A 19,427-nucleotide genomic window follows, 5' to 3' on the forward strand; every position below is an offset into this window, starting at 1 on the left:
CTACGAGATCGGAGCGGCCAAGGTGGACGGCATGAGCAGCGCCGTCCCCTCCCGGACCTCATCGGCCCCCACCCCCGCACCCGCCGGCTCCGTACGCCGCCGCGGCCTCGACTGGCGCATCCGCTTCGCGGTGCTCTCCACGGTGTGGGGCTTCAGCTTCCTCCTCATCAAGGTCGGCACCGGCGGGTACGCACCCTTTCAAGTCACCTTCGGCAGACTGTTCTTCGGTACGGCGGTACTGGCCGTCGCGATGGTGTTGCGGCGGGAGCGGCTGCCGCGCGGGATCCGCACCTGGATGCACCTCACCGTCGCCGCGTTTGTGCTGAACGCGCTGCCGTTCTCGCTCTTCGCCTACTCCGAGCTGACGATCCCGTCGACGCTCGCCGGGATCTGCAACGCCACCTCGCCGCTGTGGGGCATGGTCCTGTCGCTGGTCGCACTCTCCGAGGACCGGCCGACCCGGCGCAGGGTCGCCGGGCTCGGCATCGGCTTCCTGGGCGTGCTGACCGTGCTCGGCGCGTGGCAGGGATTCTCCGGGCTCGACTTCGGCGGCACGGCGATGGCGCTGCTCGCCTCACTGAGCTATCCGATCGGCTGGATCTACGTACGCCGCACACTGGCCGGCAGCAGCCACTCCAATCTCTCGCTGACCGGCGCGCAACTTCTGCTCGCGACGGTCCAACTCGCCGTGATCACACCGCTGTTCACGACGCTGCCGACGTCCTTCCCGCTGGTACCGCTGCTCGCGGTGGTCGCGCTCGGTGCCTTGGGGACGGGCTTCGCCCTGCTCCTCCAGTACGGTCTGGTCGCCGAGGTCGGACCGACGACGGCGCAGATGGTCACGTACTTCATCCCGGTCATCGCGACGGCCGCGGGCGTCGCGGTGCTTGACGAGCAGCTGGGCTGGAACACTCCGGTGGGCGCGCTGATCGTCCTGGCGGGCGCGGCACTGACCCAGAGCCGGCCGAAGGCACCGGCCGCTGCCACCGGCACCTCGGCTCAGCCACAGTCTCGCGCCGCGGCAGGGGCAGGGGACGCGGCCAAGGCCGAGGCGGGGGCCGCGGCTCAGCCGTAGCTGCGCGCGGGCGCAGGCCCGGCAGCAGCCGCGACCGCGTCTGCGACCGGCTCGATGTCGTCCATCGCGAGGCCCGAGACAGTGAGCCGCACGCCGGGTGGCGCGGAGATCCGGAAACGAGCCCCCGGCGCGACCGCCCAGCCGGCGTGCAGCAGCCGCGCCACGGCCCCGGTCTCGTCGGAAACGGGCACCCAGATGTTCATCCCGCTACGCCCATGAGCCTCGATGCCACGCTCCGCCAGCGCCCGCAGGAGCGCGTCGCGCCGTTCCCCGTACGCGTGCGCGACGACGAGCGGGTCCACCGCGCCCGAGGTCCACAGCTGGACGACCGCGCTCTGCAGCAGTCTGCTGACCCAGCCGGGCCCGAGCCGCTGCCGTCCCATGACGCGGTCAACGGTGACGGCGTCGCCGGTCAGTACGGCGACGCGCAGATCGGGGCCGTACGCCTTGGCGGTGGAGCGTACGAGCGCCCAGCTGTCCGTGACCCCGGCGAGCGGGTGCAGCGGCAGATCGACGATGGCGTGTCCGTGGTCGTCCTCGATGAGCAGGGTCTGAGGGAACCTGGCGAGCACGGCCCGCAGTTCACGCGCGCGTGCCTGGCTCACCGCGGCGCCGGTGGGGTTCTGCGCCCGGTCGGTGACGATGAGTGCGCGCGCCCCGCCGGCGAGCGCCTTCTCCACCTCGCCAGCCAGCGGCCCGTCGTCGTCGAGCGCCACGGGCACGGGCTTCAGTCCCAGCGCCGGCACCAGGTCAAGCAGGCTGCCCCAGCCGGGGTCCTCGACGGCGACCGTGTCACCCGGCTTGAGGTGCGCGGCGAGCATGCGCTCGATCGCGTCCAGCGATCCGGAGGTGACGGCGACCGGCCCGTCGGGCACGCCGTCGGCGTCCATCGCGGCGCGGGCGAACCGTGCGAACTCCACGTCGACGGGAGCCTGTCCGTACAGACCCGGCTCCTCCGCGTTGCGCCGGGCCGCGGCGGCGAGCGCCTCGCCCAGCGGCGGCAGCAGCGCGGGGTCCGGGTTCCCGTCGCCCAGGTCCCGTACGCCGGGGGGCGCGTCGACCCGGATCGACCCGCGGGCCGTACTGGCCGGCCGCGGGCGCACCCGACTGCCCTTGCGCCCGGCGGTCTCGATGACTCCGCGGTCGCGCAGGGTCCGGTACGCGGACGCGATGGTGTTCGGGTTGACGCCCAGCTCGATCGCCAGCTCCCGCATGGGCGGCAGCAGTTGACCCGGTTCCAGGTCTCCTGCACCCACCGCACGCTCGACGCTGGCGGCAATCTCCGATGCGCGGCGTCCGACAATCCGATACTCTCCTAGCACAAACGAGATTATGCACTAGTGCAATGGAGTTCGCAATGCCGGACGCTTACGAGCCGACCGAACGCACCGTCCCCACCCGCTCCCGGGACCGCGCCGCGTACGACCGAGAGCTGGTCCACTCCATACTCGACGAGGCATACGTCTGCCATCTCGGCTTCGTACGCGACGGCGCGCCGGTCGTCCTGCCGACGCTGTTCGCCCGCGTCGACGATCACCTGTACATCCACGGCTCGACGGGCTCGCGCCCCTTGCGCATGGCGGGCGAGTCGGACCCCGGCCTCGACGTGTGCCTGACGGTCACCCACGTCGACGGCCTGGTCCTTGCCCGCTCGGCGTTCCACCACTCGATCAACTACCGCTCGGTCGTGGTCCACGGCACTGCCCACCAGGTCACGGACCCGACGGAAAAGCGCACGGCCCTCGACGCCCTGGTCGACAATGTCGTCCCGGGCCGCTCACTCGACTCCCGCCCGGCGAACCCGAAGGAACTGGCGGCTACGGCGGTCCTGCGCCTGACCTTGACGGAGGTCTCTGCCAAGCTCCGCACGGGCGGCCCGAACGACGACCCGGAGGACGCGGAACTCCCGTACTGGACGGGAGTGGTCCCGCTGACCACCCAGCAGGGCACACCGATCCCGGCGGCGGATCTGGACGACTCGATCGGGGTACCGAGCTATCTGGCGCGGACGGGCTCACTTTGAGCCCCTCCGGCGATTGAGGAGCGGGGGTCCGGGGCGGAGTCCCTACCCCTCCCCACCCGCGTCTCCGCCACCGCCAGCCCCGCCACCGCCGCCAGCAGCAGCGCCGTCCCCACCACCGTCGCCGCCGTGAGCCGCTCATCCAGCGCCGTCACCGCGATCACCGCCGCGCTCACCGGCTCCAGCAGCATGATCACCGAGACCGTCGCGGCCCGCACCACCGCCGCCCCCGCGAAGTAGAGCGCGTACGCAAGCGCCGTCGGCACCGCCGCGACGTACGTCAACAGCCACACCACCCGCCCCAGTTCCGCGGTGTGCGGCAGCAGCCCTTCGCCCAGCGCCATCGGCAGCAGCCCCACCGCGCCGATCGCGAACGCCCACGCCGTCGTGGCCAGCGAGTCACCGCCGCCCCCGTCACGCCCCAGCCACCGCGTCAGCAGCGTGATCGCCGCGTACCCGGCCGCCGAGAGCAGCGCGAGCGCGACCCCCGCAGGCCGTACCGTCCCGCCCTCGCCGCCAAGGACCAGGACGAACAGGCCGGCAAGCGCCCCGGTGACGGCGACCAGGCCGCCCCGCCCGAGCCGCTCCCCCATCGTCAACCGCGCGCCCACGGCGATGAGGACAGGCCCCGCGCCCAGCGTGACGACCGTGCCCACCGCGAGACCCGTCGTCTGGACGGCCGCGAAGTAGGCGCTCTGGAAGAGGGTGAGCCCGATTCCCGTACCGAGAATGCGCAGCAGCCGACGCCGTCGCGGCTCGGCGGGCCCCGCGGCACCGCCCCCAGCCACAGCAGTGCGCCGCGCCCGCAGCGCAAGCGCGCCCAGCAGCAGCACCAGACCACCCACGCAGCGCCAGAACGACAGCGCGAGAGGACCGAGATCGCTCACCCGGAAGACCAGCGAGGCAGCCGCGCCCGCGGTCCCCCATGCGACTCCGGCAAAGATCAGATAGAGGAGGCTCCGCCCGACGGACACGCCGACAGCAGGAGCGTAGGAAACATTCGACACGTGACTTCTCCGTGTGAAGAACGGGATGGGTGGTCGCTCGACTGCGTCACGCGGGCAGCGACGAACCGCTCGGGGACACCCCGAGCCCGGTCTTCGTCAGAAAAGCGGCCGCCCGCGCTAGGTGGCAGGCGGCGGAAGTACGGTCAAATGCATGATCGGCACCCTACGGTGCGACGTGCGGCGCCGACAACTCACCCTCGGCAGCGACGGCAGCGCCGCTCTGTGCGGGCACACCCCCGGCCACCGGCCCCGACGCCGCCTTCGGCGCCTGTGACTGCGCGATGAACGCCCCCACCAGCACCACCACTCCGCCGAAGATCTGCGGAGCCGACAGATGCTCCCGCAGCAGTACCCAGGCCAGCACCGTCGCGATGACCGCCTCCAGGCACGCCACCACACCCGCCACCTGCGGCGAGAGCTTGCGCACCGAGATGACCCCGGTGACATACGCCAGCACCGTGGCGATCAGCACGATCCAGCCCAGTAGCAGCGCCGCCGGCACCTGTGTACCACCCATGTCCGCGCTACCGCCGAGCAGCGAGAAGTCCATCCCCCACGGCCGCGCCACCAGCGTCAGCACCGCCGCGCCGATAAGCAGTCCGTACGCGATCACGCCCAGCGGATCCGCCGCGTCGTCCCCGTCGCCGCCCTGGTCGGACAGGACGAAGTAGCCGACCTGGCAGCACGCCGCGGCCAGCGCGAGGAGCAGCCCGATCGCATCGAAGCCGACCCCCGCCCACACCTCGACGACGCACGCGAGTCCGGCGACCGCGAGGACCACGCCGACCGCCGCGGCCCGGGTGACGGGCCGGCGCTGCACGAAGCGGACCCAGCCGAGAACCAGCGCGGGGGCGAGGTATTCGATGAGCAGCGCGACGCCGACCGGGATCCGGGAGATCGCCGCGAAGTAGCAGGCCTGTACGCCCGCGACGGCGAGCAGCCCGAAGCCGACGAGCAGTGCGGGCTTGCGCAGCACCAGGTCACGGTGGCGCCAGGCCACCGGCAGCATGATGAGGGCGGAGCCGGCCACTCGTAGCCACACCACATGCAGCGGGTCGAGACCCGCTTCGATCAGCGGCTTGGCCGCGACACCTGATCCACCGAATGCGAACGCCGAGCCCAGGGCTAGTCCCAGGCCGGCGCTCCTTCCCTGAGACGCGCGCATCGGCACATCATGTCAGCGCGAGTCAGGACCGTCATCCCCGTGACACATGTCGAGACGTCCGGGCCGTCCATGGGTCATTCGGACACTATTCGGCCGCCAGCCGCCCGCCCAGCAGCTCCATGTCCACCCCGGCCCGCTCCAGCACCTCCACGGCCCGGCACTCCGGGTCCGCGGCGAGGCAGGCGAGCAGGTCGGTGCCCCCGGCCCGCTCATCGCCTCGCACGTGCGCCCGCTCCAGCGCGCCCTCCATCGCGGCGGCCGCCGAAGGCGACCATCCCGACATCTCCGCGTCCGTCTCGCGTACGACGGGAACAGTGCCCGAGTCCTCCACCGAGCCCTGCCAGCGCAGCCCGTATCCGATGCTGCGCTGCACGAGATACCCGAGCACCCGCGCGACCTGCGGTCCGGCGCCGAGAGCGGCACGGACCTCGGGGTCCGACTCGATCAGGGAGTGCAGCAGATGGGCCGTGTCGATCTGCCGGTCGCCGTCGCGCAGCGCCCTCCTGCGCGCACCCGCGACCACCGAGGCCAGCTCCACGGTGAGCCTGGCATCGATCTCCGTACGGGTGGCGGCGGGCTGCTGAGGCACCCGAGGGACAGGGCTTTGCACATCTCCTACCTCATCAGCTTCCGGTGGCCCGGGCGTCGCCGTCGGGGCCCATTTGCGCATCCCACGGAGGTTGGGCACGCACGAGCGTTTTCTCCTCCTTACGGATGAGATCACGACAGTTCTCCCCGAGGGGCGCGCGCCGCCTTGCCATACGGTAGATCTGACTGTTCATCAGTATTGAATGTTCACGTCGGTACGGCTACGTTCCGCGACACCGAAACCCGACATGGAGGGGTGGTCGTATGGCTGAAGTCAGTGCCGAGGCCCGTATCGAGGCGCCGGCCGAGAAGGTCTGGGCCCAGCTGACGGACTTCACCAGCTACGGCCAGTGGAACGCCACCCACACCAGCTTCCCCAACGGCGCCCCCGGGACGCTGGAGCTGGGAGCCACCTACGAGGAGAACATGAAGCTCATGGGCTTCCCGGCCGAAGTGGCCTGGACCGTGGAGGAGTTCGACGCGGGCCGGGTGCTGGGCGTCAAGGGCAAGGGCCCGATGGGCGTCAGCGTGGGCAACCGCTACACCCTCACTCCGGACGGGGACGGCACGAAGGTGCGCATCGACGGGGAGTTCACCGGCGCCGCCGTGTCGCTGATGGCCGGAAAGCTCAAGGACTCGGCGACGGCCGCGCTCAACGAGTCACTGCGCAAGCTGGGTGGCCTCGTCGCCTGACACCCCAGCCTGACACCCGCAGCCTGACACCCGGCGCACGCGAAAGGGCCCCGCACTGTTGCGCGGGGCCCTCCTCACACCGGCTCAGTGCTCGTCGGCGAGGATCAGATAGAGCTTCTTACGGGCTTCGTTGATCACGGCGACGGCTTTCTGCCGCTGCTCGTTGCTGCCGGTCTTCCAGACCTGGCCGAACGCCTCCATCAGGCCGAACCCGGCCTGCCGGATCTCGTTGACCGTCTCCCAGTCGACTCCGCGCCCGGCCTCTTCCCATGGAGCCTCCGGCCCCGATTCGGCCTCGGCGCGCCCCGATTCGGTGAGCGTGAACAGCTTCTTGCCGCCCTCGCTCTCATTGGTGATGAGACCTTCGTCCTCGAGCAGCTGGAGCGTCGGGTAGACCGAGCCCGGGCTGGGCCGCCAGGCCCCACCGCTGCGCTCGCCGATCTCCTGGATCATCTCGTAACCGTGCATCGGCCGGTCCTTCAACAGCGCCAGGATCGAGGCGCGCACATCACCGCGCCGCGCCCTTCCCCGACCGCCGCCACGACCGCGTCCGCCACCGAAGGGCCCGCCGAACGGCGGCCCGAACGGACCGAACGCCCCACGGCGTCCCTCGAAGTCGCCCCGACCCTGATGGCCGGGCCCGCAGTGCCCATGACCCTGACCGTGTTCGTGTCCTTGTCCATGTGAACGCATCGCTACGCTCCTTCCATCGTTGATCTGTCGCGATGCGTCAACGATATATCGGAATGTGTCGGCTGGCAACGCCCAATCGGTCCAGCAACCCCGAATTGGCCTTGGCCTGCGGCTTTGCGCCGCCCCTACGGTCAGCTCATGCGGATTCGAATCGTCGACGCCTTCACCGACCGCCCCTTCACCGGCAACCCAGCCGGAGTCCTGCTCCTGGACTCCGACCGGTTCCCCGACGACTCCTGGCTCCAGCAGGTGGCGACCGAGGTGAACCTCTCGGAGACCGCCTTCACCCACCCCCTGCCCGCCGGCGGCGAGGCCGACTGGGCACTGCGCTGGTTCACCCCGGCCACCGAGGTCGACATGTGCGGGCATGCCACGCTGGCCACCGCCCATGTGCTGCACACCACCGGCACCGCGAGCGGCACGGTGCGCTTCGCCGCACGCTGCGGCATCCTCTCCGCCACCGCCCACGAGGACGGCACGATCACCCTCGACTTCCCAACGTCCCCGCTCACCCCCGTCGAGATCCCGGACGGCGTCGCCGAGGCGCTCGGCGCCAAGGTCATCTCGGCGCACGACACGGGCCCGCACATCGGCGATCTGGTCGTCGAGCTGGCCGACGAACAGGCCGTACGGACACTGACCCCGGACTGCCGTGCCCTGACGGCCCACTCGGAACGCGGCATCATCGCCACCGCCGCCGCCGAAGACCCGGCCGGCTCCTACGACTTCGTCTCGCGCGGCTTCTTCCCCCGGGTCGGCATCGACGAGGACCCGGTGACCGGCAGCGCGCACACGGCGCTCGCGCCGTTCTGGTCCGCCCGTCTCGGCCGTACGGAACTGACCGGCCTGCAGGCCTCCGCCCGCTCCGGCCTGGTCCGCACCTCGCTGCGCGGCGAGCGCACCCTGCTCACCGGCCACGCCGTCACGGTCATCGACGGCGAGCTGCTGACCACGCCGAGCAGCTGACCGCGCCGACCGGCCTACCGCACATGCCAAGGGGCGTACGGCGGCTGCCGTACGCCCCTTCGCTCCACCCCGGTCACGGCGTGGGCAGCCATCCCACCTTCCCGGCCAGCAGCGCGTACCCGACGAAGGCCGTGATGTCGAGCAGCGCGTGCGCGGCCACCAGCGGCCCGACCCGCCCCCACCGCCGGTAGAGCAGCACGAAGACCGCGCCCATCACCATGTTGCCGACGAAGCCGCCGATGCCCTGGTAGAGGTGGTACGAACCGCGCAGCACCGAGCTCGCCACCAGCGCCGCCATCGGCGTCCAGCCCAACTGCCCCAGTCTGCGCAGCAGATACCCGACGACGATCACTTCCTCCAGTACGGAGTTCTGGATCGCCGAAAGGATCAGCACGGGGAATTTCCACCACACCTCGGGCAGCGCTTCGGGCACCACGGTGAGGTTGAACCCGGAGGCCCGCGCCACCAGATAGAACGCGAGCCCGGCACCGCCGATGCCCGCCGCGACGAGCACGCCGCGCCCGAGGTCCGCCCATGGTCTGCTCCGGTCGAAACCGATCGACCGCAGCCCTACGCCCTCCCGCATCAGCAGATGCGCGACGAGCAGGACAGGCACCAGGCCCGTCGCGATATCGAAGAGCTGCCAGGCGAGATCGAGCCACGGCCGCCCAGGGGCGTACGACGCGTTCAGCGTCGCCGCCTGCTCTTTGAGGCCACCCGGCTTTGTCAGCGATCCGACAAAGCTGATCAGCGCCGATACTCCGCTCGCACCCAGCGAGACCGCGAGTACGAGCAGTGTCTCGGATCGCAAGATCCTTCGCGACATGCCCTCTTGAGGAAGAGAATCAGCCACGCGTCCCGCCTCCGCCTGCACACCTGCCTCCAGTTGAGTAATCCCGCCTCGTCCCCATCCTCGTCCCGCTAGGGTCTCGAATACAGGTACGAAGATCGCGCGCGACAGGCCGGGGGACGAGCGTCATCGCGATGACGCGGTCCCCTTTTCCTTGCTCATCGTTCAAGGAGGGGCACCACCGCATGGGACGTCACAGCTTGCCCGACGAGGAGGCGACGGACGGAGGCAGGTCCCGTCCGCGGGGGCGCCGTCGCACGATCGCCGTCGCCACGATGCTTGTCCTCGCGGTGGTGGCGGGGACCGGGATCGCGGCGCAGAGCGGCCTGCTGTCCTTCGCGGAGTCGTGCGAGGACTCCGCCATACGCCTGGACATCGTCGCCTCCCCCGACATCGCCCCGGCCGTGCGCGAGGTCGCCGACCGCGCCCGCGCGGAGAAGATCACCTCGGACGGCCAGTGCATGGACGTACGCGTCGCCGCCCGCGAGAACTACGAGGTCGCGCAGGCACTCGCCGCCGGCAGCGCCACGCCCGACTACGAAGTGTGGCTGCCCGACTCCGGCGTCTGGTCCAAGCGCGCCAAGGCGCTCGGGGACGGCGTGCCACTGACGCCCGCGGGCAATGTCGCGGTCTCACCGGTCGCCCTGGCCACGATCCAATCGGCGGGCGCCACGCTGGGGTGGCCCAGGAGGACATACACCTGGGCGCAGTTGGCGGCGGTCACCACCACGACGGACAAGGTGCGCCTCGGCGCCACCGACCCCGCCCGCAGCGCCACCGGGCTGCTCGCGCTCACCAGCGTCTCCCGGTCCGTGGCGAAGGAGGGCCCGGATGCCGACACCAAGGTCGCGGCCATCGCCAAACTGCTGTCTCAGCGGGTCTCCGGGGCGGACGCTCAGGTCCTGCGCACCCTGGCGCCGGACTCCGGCACAGGGGCCGACTCCCGCCGCAATCACGCCGTGTTCCTCTCCGAGCAGGCCTCCTTCGCGTACAACTCGGCCCATGGCGGCGCAGACGGCCTCGAGCTCTTCTATCCCACGGACGGCGCGCCCCGGCTGGACTTTCCGTACCACCTGGTCGACGAGGGCGAGCTGAGCACCGACGAGGCCCGGGCCGCCATCCGCTTCATGGCGCTGCTCGGCGAGCAGGAGTCCCGGCGGACGCTGACGGCGCACGGCTTCCGCCCGCCCGACGACACGGCGGTCGGCGAGAGCCTCGTACGCACCGCGGGCGGCGACGATCCGCAGCCGTACGACGCCTCCAAGTCCAAGGTCACGGCCGACCCGCTGTCGTCGGACGCCCTCCAGGAGACGCTGGGCATGTGGACCATCACCGTGCAGAGCGCCCGGCTGAGCACGGTCGTCGATGTCTCGGGATCCATGCAGTCGCCGGTGCCGGGCCGTGGCTCGCAGAGCCGGCTCGATGTCACCAAAGCCTCCCTCCTCCAGGCGCTCGACCAGTTCACGCCCGAGGACGAGATCGGGCTGTGGGAGTTCGCGACCGGGCTCGACGGCCCGCGGGACTACCGAAAGCTGGTGGCGACGGCTCGGCTCGGCGCTCCCGCCAAGGGCGAGGGCACCCAGCGGGCGCGGCTCGCCAAGGCCTTCGAGGCGCTCGCACCCGTGCCGGACGGCGCGACCGGTCTGTACGACACGACACTCGCGGCCTACAAGGAGGCCCAGGCCACCTATGTGAAAGGCAAGTTCAACGCCCTGGTCATCCTCACCGACGGCGCCAACCAGGACCGGTTCAGCATCTCCCGCAGCTCGCTGATCTCCGAACTGAAGGAGCTCGCCGACCCTGAGCGCCCGGTGCCGCTGATCGCCATCGCGGTCGGGCCGGACGCCGACCTTCAGGAGGTCGACCAGATCGCCAAGGCGACGGGCGGCGCGGGCTACCAGGTCAGCGACCCTGCCGAGATCCAGGCCGTGATCCTCAAGGCGATCATGGCGGTCGGCCAGGCGGGCCGGACCGCCGCTCAGTGAAGGCCGCCCAGTGAAGGCCCGTTCAGGAGTGCGCGCCGGGGAAGCCGACCGGCCAGGAGTGCACCGGCTCGCCCTGGTGCATCAGCTCGCAGTAGCGGCGGGTGGTGGCGGCGAGGGCTGCGTCCCGTTCGAGACCGGCCTCCAGCGCGCGATGGTACGTGTCGGCCTGCCACGACGCCCCGTTCACCCGCCGCTTGCACCGCTCCTCGATCACGCCGAGATAGAAGTCCCGGTCGGCGGGCTCGACGTTCCACGCGTCGAGTCCCGCCGCGGCCAGCGGCAGCAGTTCGTCGCGTACGAGTTTGACGGCCGGCACACGTGTGATTCCTCCGGCCCGGCCGGGGCGCGGCCACTGGAGCTCAGTGTCGATGCCGTGGCGGCATGCGGTGTCGAAGTTGTCTGCAGCGGCGGCGAAGGGCAGCCTGCTCCATACCGGCCTGGCCTCTTCCGCGAGCGCGCGCACCAGTCCGTAGTAGAACGCGGTGTTGGCGATCACGTCGGTGACGGTGGGCCCGGCGGGCAGTACGCGGTTCTCCACCCGCAGGTGGGGCACGCCGTCGACGACTCCGTACACCGGGCGGTTCCAGCGGTAGACCGTGCCGTTGTGCAGGACGAGTTCCTGCAGCCGCGGGACGCCACCGTCGTCGAGCACCCGCAGCGGGTCCTCGTCGTCGCAGATCGGCAGCAGGGCGGGGAAGTACCGCAGATTCTCCTCGAAGAGGTCGTACGCCGAGTTCACCCACCGCTCGCCGAACCAGGTACGCGGCCTGACTCCCTGGGCCTGGAGCTCGGGCGGTCTGGTGTCGGTGGCCTGCTGGAACAGCGGCGGCCGCGACTCGCGCCACAGCTCCCTGCCGAACAGGAAGGGCGAGTTGGCGCCCACGGCGACCTGCACGGCGGCCACCGCCTGCGCGGCGTTCCACACATCGGCGAAGCGCGCGGGCGTCACCTGGAGGTGCAGTTGCACCGAGGTGCAGGCGGCCTCGGGAGCTATCGACGCCGAGGTACAGGTCAGCCGCTCCACGCCCTCGATGTCGAGCATGAAGTCCTCGCCGCGCGCCGCGACGATCTGGTCGTTGAGCAGCATGTATCTGTCGACGTCGGAGAGGTTCGCGGAGACCAGGTCATGCTGGGCGAGTGTCGGCAGAATTCCGATCATCACGATCCCCGAGCCGACCTCGGCCGCTTTCCGGTGCGCATATCCGAGCCCGGTACGCAACTCCTCGGCAAGCTGGTCCAGAACCCTCCCGCTCAACCGGTGCGGAACGATATTTACTTCCAGGTTGAACATTCCGAGCTCGGTCTGGAAATCACGGCTCGCGATGCGCTCGAGAACTTCCGCATTCATCATCCGTGGCAGCCCGTCGGCACCCGCGAGATTCAGCTCGATCTCGAGGCCCATGAGATTCCTGGGCCGGTCGAATCTCTTCTCCGCCAGCAGCCTCCCGAGTCCCGCGAGGCACTGCTGCAACTTTCGCCGGTACCTTTGCCGATCGGACAGGTCGATCCCGCCTGCCACGACCTTCTCCCCCATCGAAGCGTCCCTCCTCGAGTGGGCACCACGGAGCATCAGCCGCTCGCGTCACGGACGATAATGCCCAGACTGACTGATCCCTAACGTCCCGCGAACGGTCCGCAGCCGGTAGTGTGTACCGAGTGATCGAGCGGCACATTCCTTCGGCATGATGCATACGCAGTTACCACCGCCTGATGCCTGGTGAAAAACACCGACTGGTTTCGGCCTACCGCTCGGCCGATAGAATCCCAGGCTGCGGACCTGCACTCACGAAAAATCGGCAGAAAAACCGCAACAGAAAGACCTGATACCGCCTTACCGGAAATACGCACGAGCGCTAGCAGAAACACTGCGAGAACACGTTTCGTATAAACTCCGTGAACGAGGCAGAGAGTTGGCGCCCGGTGGCCTTTCCGGCCCCTCTGGCCCCGCACGCTGACAGCGCCGTCCGCACCTGCCCTTGCCCCTTGCACCAACCCTTGCACCAACGTGTCTCCGAAGTGAGAGGCGACCCATCATGCCGCTGCTTGTCCCCCCGGCTCCCGCGCCTGCCCTGCGCAGCGTCCTCGCGGCACTCGGTTCCCCGACAGCCGTCCGCGAGGCCCGCACACCCGCCCTCAGGTCCGTCCAGGGACCTCTGAGCCCCGAATTGCCGCTGCCCGTCCATGTACTGGATCAGATCGTGCCGAGCGACAGTGCCCCCTACACCCGCCTCGCGGGCTGGCGTTTCCTGATCCGCAGCGGCGAACGAGCCGTGGCAGCGGCGGAGACGATGCTGACCCCTGACGGCTGGACCTTCTCCCACTTCTTCGAAGGGCCCTACCTGAGCTCCACCGAACGGGCGCTGCGCCAGGCCGAGTCGATGAAGACTCACTTCCAGCCACGGCTGCTCTCCATCCCCGAGCTCTACATGCTCACTCTCTGGCTGCACGGCGACACGGACGCCGACGCCTCGACCGGCACCCCCCTTCCGACGGACGTCCTGGTGCCGCTGCGCCCCGCGCCTCCCGGCATAGCGGCACACCGGGCGCACCGCGTCGCCGATCTGCTGCCGGTGATGACCCTGCGCCTCACACCGGCTCCACTGCTCGGCTCCCCAGCCTGACCGTCCGCCCCCGTTCGAGCCCCGAAACGCGCTGCTCGAGCCCAGCTCACGCCGCCCTTCGCGCCCCGTGACCACCCGGTCGCGGGGCGCACTCCTGCCCCATCCGGACTAGCCCATACCGGCCACCCCGAACCACCCGAAAGGACAGTGGAGTTGAGCTGAACCGTCCGCCCGAGTGATACGTCATTAACCAGTAAGAAGAGCTGCCGCGAAATCCCTGCGGATTGACGCCCGTAGGGCAACACTGGGATCGGACCGACAGATACGGGGGGCGGCCATGAACACCTCATCGAGCCGCAGGACAGTCACAGTCACTACAACGCAGCGAGAGAACCCACCCATGTGCCAGCACCAGCCAGCCTGCCCGACATCCGACTCAGCCGACCGGGAAGCCGCCCGTCTCACGGCGCACCACCCGGAGCAGGGCTGGAGCCTGCTGTGCAACGGCGTACTGCTCTTCGAGGACACCGGTGAACTGCTGCCGGACGGCCAGATCATCGCGCCGCACCGGCCGCGGGCGAGCGGGCAGGTGATGACGGCCGCCTAGCGCCGTCCGTACGACAAGGGGGCCGGCCCGGAGACTGATCTCCGCACCGGCCCCGACGCATGAGCGCCGCCGCGCCCGTCAGTTGTCGTACTCGTCCAGCGGCGGGCAGGAGCAGACGAGGTTACGGTCGCCGAACGCACCGTCGATCCGGCGCACCGGCGGCCAGTACTTGTCCGAGGCGCTCACTCCGGCCGGGAAGACCGCGTCCTCGCGGCTGTACGGGTGCTCCCACTCCCCGCCCAGGGCCGCTGCGGTGTGCGGGGCGTTGCGCAGCGGGTTGTCCTCCGCGGGCCACTCGCCCGAAGCGACCTTCTCGATCTCCCCGCGGATCGCGATCATCGTGTCGCAGAAGCGGTCGATCTCGGTCAGGTCCTCGCTCTCGGTGGGCTCGATCATCAGCGTGCCGGCCACCGGGAAGGACATCGTCGGCGCGTGGAAGCCGTAGTCGATCAGGCGCTTGGCGATGTCGTCGACGCTGACGCCGGTCGCCTTCGACAGCGGCCGCAGGTCCACGATGCACTCGTGCGCGACCAGACCGGCCGGGCCGGTGTAGAGCACCGGGTAGTGCGGCTCCAGGCGCTTGGCGATGTAGTTGGCCGCGAGCACGGCGACCTGCGTCGCCCGCTTGAGGCCCTCGCCGCCCATGAGCCGTACGTACGCCCAGGAGATCGGCAGGATGCCCGCCGAGCCCCACGGGGCGGCCGAGATCGGTCCGACGCCCGTCTCGGGTCCCGCGGTGGGCTGGAGGGGGTGGTTCGGGAGGTACGGGGCGAGGTGCGCCCGTACGCCCACCGGACCGACGCCGGGGCCGCCGCCGCCGTGCGGGATGCAGAAGGTCTTGTGCAGATTGAGGTGCGAGACGTCGCCGCCGAACTTGCCCGGCTTGGCGAGGCCCACCAGCGCGTTGAGGTTGGCGCCGTCGACGTACACCTGGCCGCCGGCCTCGTGCACCTGCGCGCAGATGTCGGCGACATGCTCCTCGAAAACGCCGTGCGTGGACGGGTAGGTGATCATCAGGACCGAGAGCTGGTCGCGGTACTGATCGATCTTGGCGCGCAGGTCCTCGATGTCCACCTCGCCGTCGTCGGCGGTCTTCACCACGACGACCTTCATGCCCGCCATCACGGCGCTGGCGGCGTTGGTGCCGTGTGCGGAGGACGGGATGAGGCAGATGGTGCGCTGGTCGTCACCGTTGGCGCGGTGGTACGCGCGCACGGCGAGCAGACCCGCGAGCTCGCCCTGCGAACCGGCGTTGGGCTGGATGGAGACCGCGTCGTACCCGGTGACCTCGGCGAGGCGCTCCTCCAGCTCATGGATGAGCGTGAGGTACCCGGCGGCCTGCTCGACCGGCGCGAAGGGGTGGATCTGCCCGAACTCCGGCCAGGTGACCGGCTCCATCTCGGTGGTCGCGTTCAGCTTCATGGTGCAGGAGCCGAGCGGGATCATGCCGCGGTCCAGCGCGTAGTCGCGGTCGGCGAGCTTGCGCAGGTAGCGCAGCATCGCAGTCTCGGAACGGTGCTGGTGGAAGACGGGGTGGGTGAGGTAGTCGTCCGTGCGCAGCAGGGCGGCCGGCAGGGTGTCGTCGGTCGCCGCATCGAGCGCCTCGACGTCGGCCTCGACGCCGAAGGCGGCCCAGACTGCGGTCAGTTGGGTACGGGTGGTGGTCTCGTCACACGCGATGGAGAGGTGGTCGGCGTCGACGAGGTGGAGGTTGACCCCGCCCTCACGCGCGGCGGCCACGACGTCGGCGGCCTTGCCCGGCACCCGTGCGGTCAGCGTGTCGAAGTACGCCCCGTGGACGACCTCGACGCCACCGGCCCGCAGCCCCTCGGCGAGGATCGCGGCGTACCGGTGGGTGCGCTGCGCGATCCCCCTGAGCCCATCCGGGCCGTGGTACACGGCGTACATCCCCGCCATCACGGCGAGGAGCACCTGGGCGGTACAGATGTTGCTGGTGGCCTTCTCGCGGCGGATGTGCTGCTCACGGGTCTGCAGCGCGAGCCGGTAGGCCTTGTTGCCGTCCGCGTCCACGGAGACACCGACGAGCCGGCCGGGCAGGCTGCGCGCGAACTTCTCGCGTACGGCCATGAAACCGGCGTGCGGGCCGCCGAAGCCCATCGGGACGCCGAAGCGCTGCGTGGTGCCCACCGCGATGTCGGCGCCCAGCTCGCCGGGCGAGGTGAGCAGGGTGAGCGCCAGCAGATCGGCGGCGACGGTGACGATCGCGCCGAGCTCGTGCGCCTGCTCGATGACGGGCTTGACGTCGCGTACGGCACCGGAGGCACCCGGGTACTGCAGCAGCACGCCGAAAACGCCGCGCTCCGCGATCTCGGCCGGGATGCCGTCGCTGAGGTCGGCGGTGACCACCTCGACGCCGGTGGGCTCGGCGCGGGTCTCGATCACCGCCAGGGTCTGCGGCAGGGTGTCGGCGTCGACCAGGAAGACGCCGTTCTTGACCTTGCCGACCCGGCGGGCCAGCGACATGGCCTCGGCGGCGGCCGTGGCCTCGTCGAGCAGCGAGGCACCGGAGGTGGGCAGACCGGTCAGGTCGGCGACCATCGTCTGGAAGTTGAGCAGCGCCTCGAGCCGGCCCTGGGAGATCTCCGGCTGGTACGGCGTGTACGCGGTGTACCAGGCCGGGTTCTCCATGACATTGCGCAGGATCACCGGCGGCGTGAAGGTGCCGTAGTAGCCAAGGCCGATCATGGGCGCAAGCACCTGATTGCGGTCGGCAAGCGTGCGCAGCTCGGCGAGCACATCCGCCTCGGTACGCGCGCCCGGGAGGTTCAGCGCCTCCGCGCTCTTGATCACATCAGGCACCGCGGCGGCGGTCAGCTCGTCGAGCGAGCCGTAGCCCACCTGTGCCAGCATCTTCGCCTGGGCCTCGGCGTCGGGCCCGATGTGGCGCTGCTCGAAGGGGGTGCCTCGCTCAAGCTGGGAGAGCGGAATGCGGTTGGCGGTCATTTAGGAGGCCTCCTGGTCTGACACGACCGGCGAGGGGCACCACGGCGCGGATGCCCGGACGGCCTCCCCCTCTGTCATCTCAACCTGAGAGTTTCACCGGGGCGCGCGCATGCCACGCTCCGGCTTTCACCGTCGGTGAGAGCGGATGCCGTCCGACGCCCGCCCTGCTTTCCAGAGTGACCTCGTCCGTGCGGTACAGGGGCCTGAGAGATTCCGGGGAGGATTTGCTCCTTCGGCGCCGCCGGTACTTTCACCGGTGGACTCTCCCGCACGGGGTCAGCAGCCGCTTGACAGCCTACCAGCGCGCCCCCTCGTCGATCGCTCAAGTGGCCGACACCCCCGATGTGCACTTTTGTAGTATTTAAACAGCAGTTGCGACCTATTGGAGGGACCGTGCAGACCGATATCGATCCGCGCAGCCTGATCGGCCGCAAGGCGTTCGACCGCAACGGCCACAAGATCGGGACTGTGGACGAGGTGTACCTGGACGATGCCACGGGAGTGCCCGAGTGGGCGGCTGTGCGGACCGGCCTGTTCAGCCGGGACGCGTTCGTCCCGCTGGAGCCGAGCAAGCTGGTCGACGACACCCTGCATGTCCCGTACGAGCGCTCGCTGATCAAGGATGCCCCGGACTTCGGCGTCGGCCGCCATCTCTCCCCGGAGCAGGAGCTTCAGCTGTACCACCACTACGGCCTCGACCTCTCCGAGGCCCCCGAGACGCCCGCTCCCTCCTCGGGGGACCGGTCCTTCGGCCGCGTCGCCGGCCAGGAGGACTGACCCGCACTCTCCACCGTCGCGGGCAGCGCGACGAGCGGCAGCGGATCGGAGGGCTCCAGATCGGGGTCGTCGACCCGGAAGGTGCGTACGCGCCCCGGCGGCGACCCCGGCTCCTCGAACCGGACGGTGACGCGGCCGAGCCCGCTGCCCTGCACCCACCCCGCCCCGTACTCGGCATGCCGCACGTCGTGCCCCGCGGCCCAGCGCCGCGCCGCGAGCGCCTCGTGCTCCGCCCCGCCCGCCCCGGCCTCTGCTCCCGCCCGGGCGCCTGCCCCGGCGCCTGCCTGTGCTCCGGCTCGGGCTCCTGCCCCGGCGTCTGCCCCCGCCGCGGCGTCGGCCTCGTGCGTCTCCCGCTCGCCCTCCGCCGCCGCCTCGTGTGCTTCGCGCTCGGCCTGCTCATCGGCCGCGGCCTGGGCGAAGAGATCCTCCTGGGTGTAGTCCGCGAGCCCCGTCACGCCCACCCCCAGCAGCCGCACCCCGCCCGTGGTGTCCACCGCCTCCAGCAGCCGCCCGGCGGCCTCCCGCACCACCGCCGGATCGTCCGTCGGCCCGCGCAGCGTCTCCGAGCGCGTCAGCGTCGAGAAGTCGTACCGCCGCACCTTCAGCACGATGGTCCGCCCAGAGCGCCCGGACGCCCGAAGCCGCTGCACACACCGGTCGGCCAGCCGCTCCACCTCGATCCGCACCCGCACCCGGTCGTGCAGATCCACATCGAAGGTGTCCTCCACCGACACCGACTTCGCGTCCCGCTCGGCCACCACCGGCCGGTCGTCGTACCCCATGGCCATCAGGAACAGCGAGGTCCCGTGCGCCTTGCCCAGCAGCCGTACGAGCTCGTCCTCGCCCGCCTCCGCCAGCTCGGCGACGGTCGTCATCCCGGCCCTCCGCAGATGCTCCCCGGTGGCCGGCCCCACCCCCGGCAGCGTCCGCACGGACATCGGCCCGAGCAGCTCACGCTCCGTCCCAGGCTCTATGAGCAGCAGGCCGTCCGGTTTCGCCTGCTCGGAGGCGATCTTGGCGAGCATCTTGGATCCCGCGAGCCCGACGGACCCCGTCAGCCCGGTGACGGCGAGGATGTCTCCGCGCAGCCGCTCACCGGCCGCCCGCGCGGAAGCCGAGTCATCGGCCGAGCCCCCCGCCTCCAAGTCGACGAAGGCCTCGTCCAGGCTCAGCGGCTCCACCAGCGGCGAAAGCCTGCCGAGCAGCTCCATCACCTGCTCGCTGACCGCACGGTAGAGCGAGAAGCGCGGCACGAGATACGCGGCGTTCGGCGCCAGCCGCCTTGCCTGCGCCATCGGCATCGCCGAGTGCACACCGAAGCGCCTCGCCTCGTACGAAGCGGTGGCGACGACCCCGCGCGGCCCGAGCCCGCCGACGACGACCGGCTTTCCGCGCAGACTCGGCTTCGCCGCCTGTTCGGCGGCGGCGAAGAAGGCATCCATGTCCAGATGCAGAATCGTCGGCGCGGTTCTCACA

17 protein-coding genes and 1 riboswitch are annotated in these 19,427 nt (G+C 70.5%); of the genes, 8 read left to right on the forward strand and 9 right to left on the reverse strand.

The genetic code is table 11. The annotated features are described in order from the left end of the window. The first annotated feature begins 31 nt into the window (after positions 1-31). Positions 32-1,075 carry a DMT family transporter gene (locus tag ACZ3H8_RS18990; protein ID WP_467403261.1) on the forward strand — a complete coding sequence of 348 codons (1,044 nt, stop codon included), beginning with the start codon at positions 32-34 and terminating at the stop codon, positions 1,073-1,075. Here the strand turns inward: ACZ3H8_RS18990 and ACZ3H8_RS18995 are convergent. Further along, complete coding sequence (locus tag ACZ3H8_RS18995) at positions 1,066-2,397, reverse strand: aminotransferase class I/II-fold pyridoxal phosphate-dependent enzyme (RefSeq protein WP_467403176.1); 1,332 nt, start codon at positions 2,395-2,397, stop codon at positions 1,066-1,068. The genes ACZ3H8_RS18990 and ACZ3H8_RS18995 overlap by 10 nt on opposite strands. Before the next feature lie 35 nt (positions 2,398-2,432). On the opposite strand from ACZ3H8_RS18995, the gene ACZ3H8_RS19000 reads away from it, so the two are divergent. Next, on the forward strand, positions 2,433-3,098 hold the full coding sequence (locus tag ACZ3H8_RS19000) for a pyridoxamine 5'-phosphate oxidase family protein (RefSeq protein ID WP_467403178.1): 666 nt from the start codon (positions 2,433-2,435) through the stop codon (positions 3,096-3,098). Here ACZ3H8_RS19000 and ACZ3H8_RS19005 read toward each other — a convergent pair. The 3 genes from ACZ3H8_RS19005 to ACZ3H8_RS19015 form a co-directional block, all read right to left on the reverse strand. Next, a complete protein-coding gene (locus ACZ3H8_RS19005) occupies positions 3,071-4,102 on the reverse strand; it encodes a DMT family transporter (RefSeq protein WP_467403181.1) in 1,032 nt (343 codons plus the stop codon). The genes ACZ3H8_RS19000 and ACZ3H8_RS19005 overlap by 28 nt on opposite strands. A gap of 163 nt (positions 4,103-4,265) precedes the next feature. Then, a complete protein-coding gene (locus ACZ3H8_RS19010) occupies positions 4,266-5,267 on the reverse strand; it encodes an EamA family transporter (protein WP_467403182.1) in 1,002 nt (333 codons plus the stop codon). An 85-nt stretch (positions 5,268-5,352) separates the two neighbouring features. Next, positions 5,353-5,877 (reverse strand): peptidase, encoded by a 525-nt coding sequence (locus tag ACZ3H8_RS19015; RefSeq protein WP_467403185.1) that lies wholly within the window; start codon positions 5,875-5,877, stop codon positions 5,353-5,355. Between the two features lie 242 nt (positions 5,878-6,119). On the opposite strand from ACZ3H8_RS19015, the gene ACZ3H8_RS19020 reads away from it, so the two are divergent. Beyond that, the gene (locus tag ACZ3H8_RS19020) at positions 6,120-6,548 is read left to right on the forward strand and encodes a type II toxin-antitoxin system Rv0910 family toxin (protein WP_467403187.1); all 429 of its coding nucleotides are present in this window, start codon (positions 6,120-6,122) and stop codon (positions 6,546-6,548) included. A gap of 84 nt (positions 6,549-6,632) precedes the next feature. On the opposite strand, the gene ACZ3H8_RS19025 is transcribed toward ACZ3H8_RS19020, so the two are convergent. After that, on the reverse strand, positions 6,633-7,241 hold the full coding sequence (locus tag ACZ3H8_RS19025) for a PadR family transcriptional regulator (RefSeq protein ID WP_467403190.1): 609 nt from the start codon (positions 7,239-7,241) through the stop codon (positions 6,633-6,635). 138 nt (positions 7,242-7,379) lie between these two features. Between ACZ3H8_RS19025 and ACZ3H8_RS19030 the strand changes: the two genes are divergently transcribed. Beyond that, the gene (locus tag ACZ3H8_RS19030) at positions 7,380-8,207 is read left to right on the forward strand and encodes a PhzF family phenazine biosynthesis protein (RefSeq protein ID WP_467403192.1); all 828 of its coding nucleotides are present in this window, start codon (positions 7,380-7,382) and stop codon (positions 8,205-8,207) included. Between the two features lie 73 nt (positions 8,208-8,280). On the opposite strand, the gene ACZ3H8_RS19035 is transcribed toward ACZ3H8_RS19030, so the two are convergent. Beyond that, positions 8,281-9,081 carry a CPBP family intramembrane glutamic endopeptidase gene (locus tag ACZ3H8_RS19035; RefSeq protein ID WP_467403195.1) on the reverse strand — a complete coding sequence of 267 codons (801 nt, stop codon included), beginning with the start codon at positions 9,079-9,081 and terminating at the stop codon, positions 8,281-8,283. Between the two features lie 161 nt (positions 9,082-9,242). Here ACZ3H8_RS19035 and ACZ3H8_RS19040 point away from each other — a divergent pair, with 161 nt between their 5' ends. Continuing rightward, entirely contained in the window at positions 9,243-11,042 is a 1,800-nt protein-coding gene (locus ACZ3H8_RS19040) for a substrate-binding domain-containing protein (protein WP_467403196.1), read from the forward strand. A gap of 22 nt (positions 11,043-11,064) precedes the next feature. On the opposite strand, the gene ACZ3H8_RS19045 is transcribed toward ACZ3H8_RS19040, so the two are convergent. Beyond that, a complete protein-coding gene (locus ACZ3H8_RS19045) occupies positions 11,065-12,576 on the reverse strand; it encodes a glutamate-cysteine ligase family protein (RefSeq protein ID WP_467403199.1) in 1,512 nt (503 codons plus the stop codon). 499 nt (positions 12,577-13,075) lie between these two features. On the opposite strand from ACZ3H8_RS19045, the gene ACZ3H8_RS19050 reads away from it, so the two are divergent. Continuing rightward, on the forward strand, positions 13,076-13,663 hold the full coding sequence (locus tag ACZ3H8_RS19050; RefSeq protein ID WP_398993969.1) for a hypothetical protein: 588 nt from the start codon (positions 13,076-13,078) through the stop codon (positions 13,661-13,663). 340 nt (positions 13,664-14,003) lie between these two features. Beyond that, on the forward strand, positions 14,004-14,210 hold the full coding sequence (locus ACZ3H8_RS19055) for a DUF5999 family protein (RefSeq protein WP_467403201.1): 207 nt from the start codon (positions 14,004-14,006) through the stop codon (positions 14,208-14,210). A gap of 78 nt (positions 14,211-14,288) precedes the next feature. Here the strand turns inward: ACZ3H8_RS19055 and gcvP are convergent, their stop codons facing one another. Next, positions 14,289-17,174 (reverse strand): aminomethyl-transferring glycine dehydrogenase, encoded by a 2,886-nt coding sequence (gcvP, locus tag ACZ3H8_RS19060; RefSeq protein WP_467403203.1) that lies wholly within the window; start codon positions 17,172-17,174, stop codon positions 14,289-14,291. Positions 17,175-17,355: 181 nt separating this feature from the next. Next, positions 17,356-17,453, reverse strand: a riboswitch (glycine riboswitch). Between the two features lie 102 nt (positions 17,454-17,555). Between gcvP and ACZ3H8_RS19065 the strand changes: the two genes are divergently transcribed. Continuing rightward, the gene (locus tag ACZ3H8_RS19065) at positions 17,556-17,951 is read left to right on the forward strand and encodes a PRC-barrel domain-containing protein (RefSeq protein ID WP_307666065.1); all 396 of its coding nucleotides are present in this window, start codon (positions 17,556-17,558) and stop codon (positions 17,949-17,951) included. Here ACZ3H8_RS19065 and ACZ3H8_RS19070 read toward each other — a convergent pair. Then, on the reverse strand, positions 17,861-19,426 hold the full coding sequence (locus ACZ3H8_RS19070; protein WP_467403206.1) for a DNA polymerase IV: 1,566 nt from the start codon (positions 19,424-19,426) through the stop codon (positions 17,861-17,863). The genes ACZ3H8_RS19065 and ACZ3H8_RS19070 overlap by 91 nt on opposite strands. Between the last annotated feature and the right edge of the window lies 1 nt (position 19,427).

It is taken from the genome of Streptomyces sp. NPDC002868 (genome assembly GCF_055563295.1).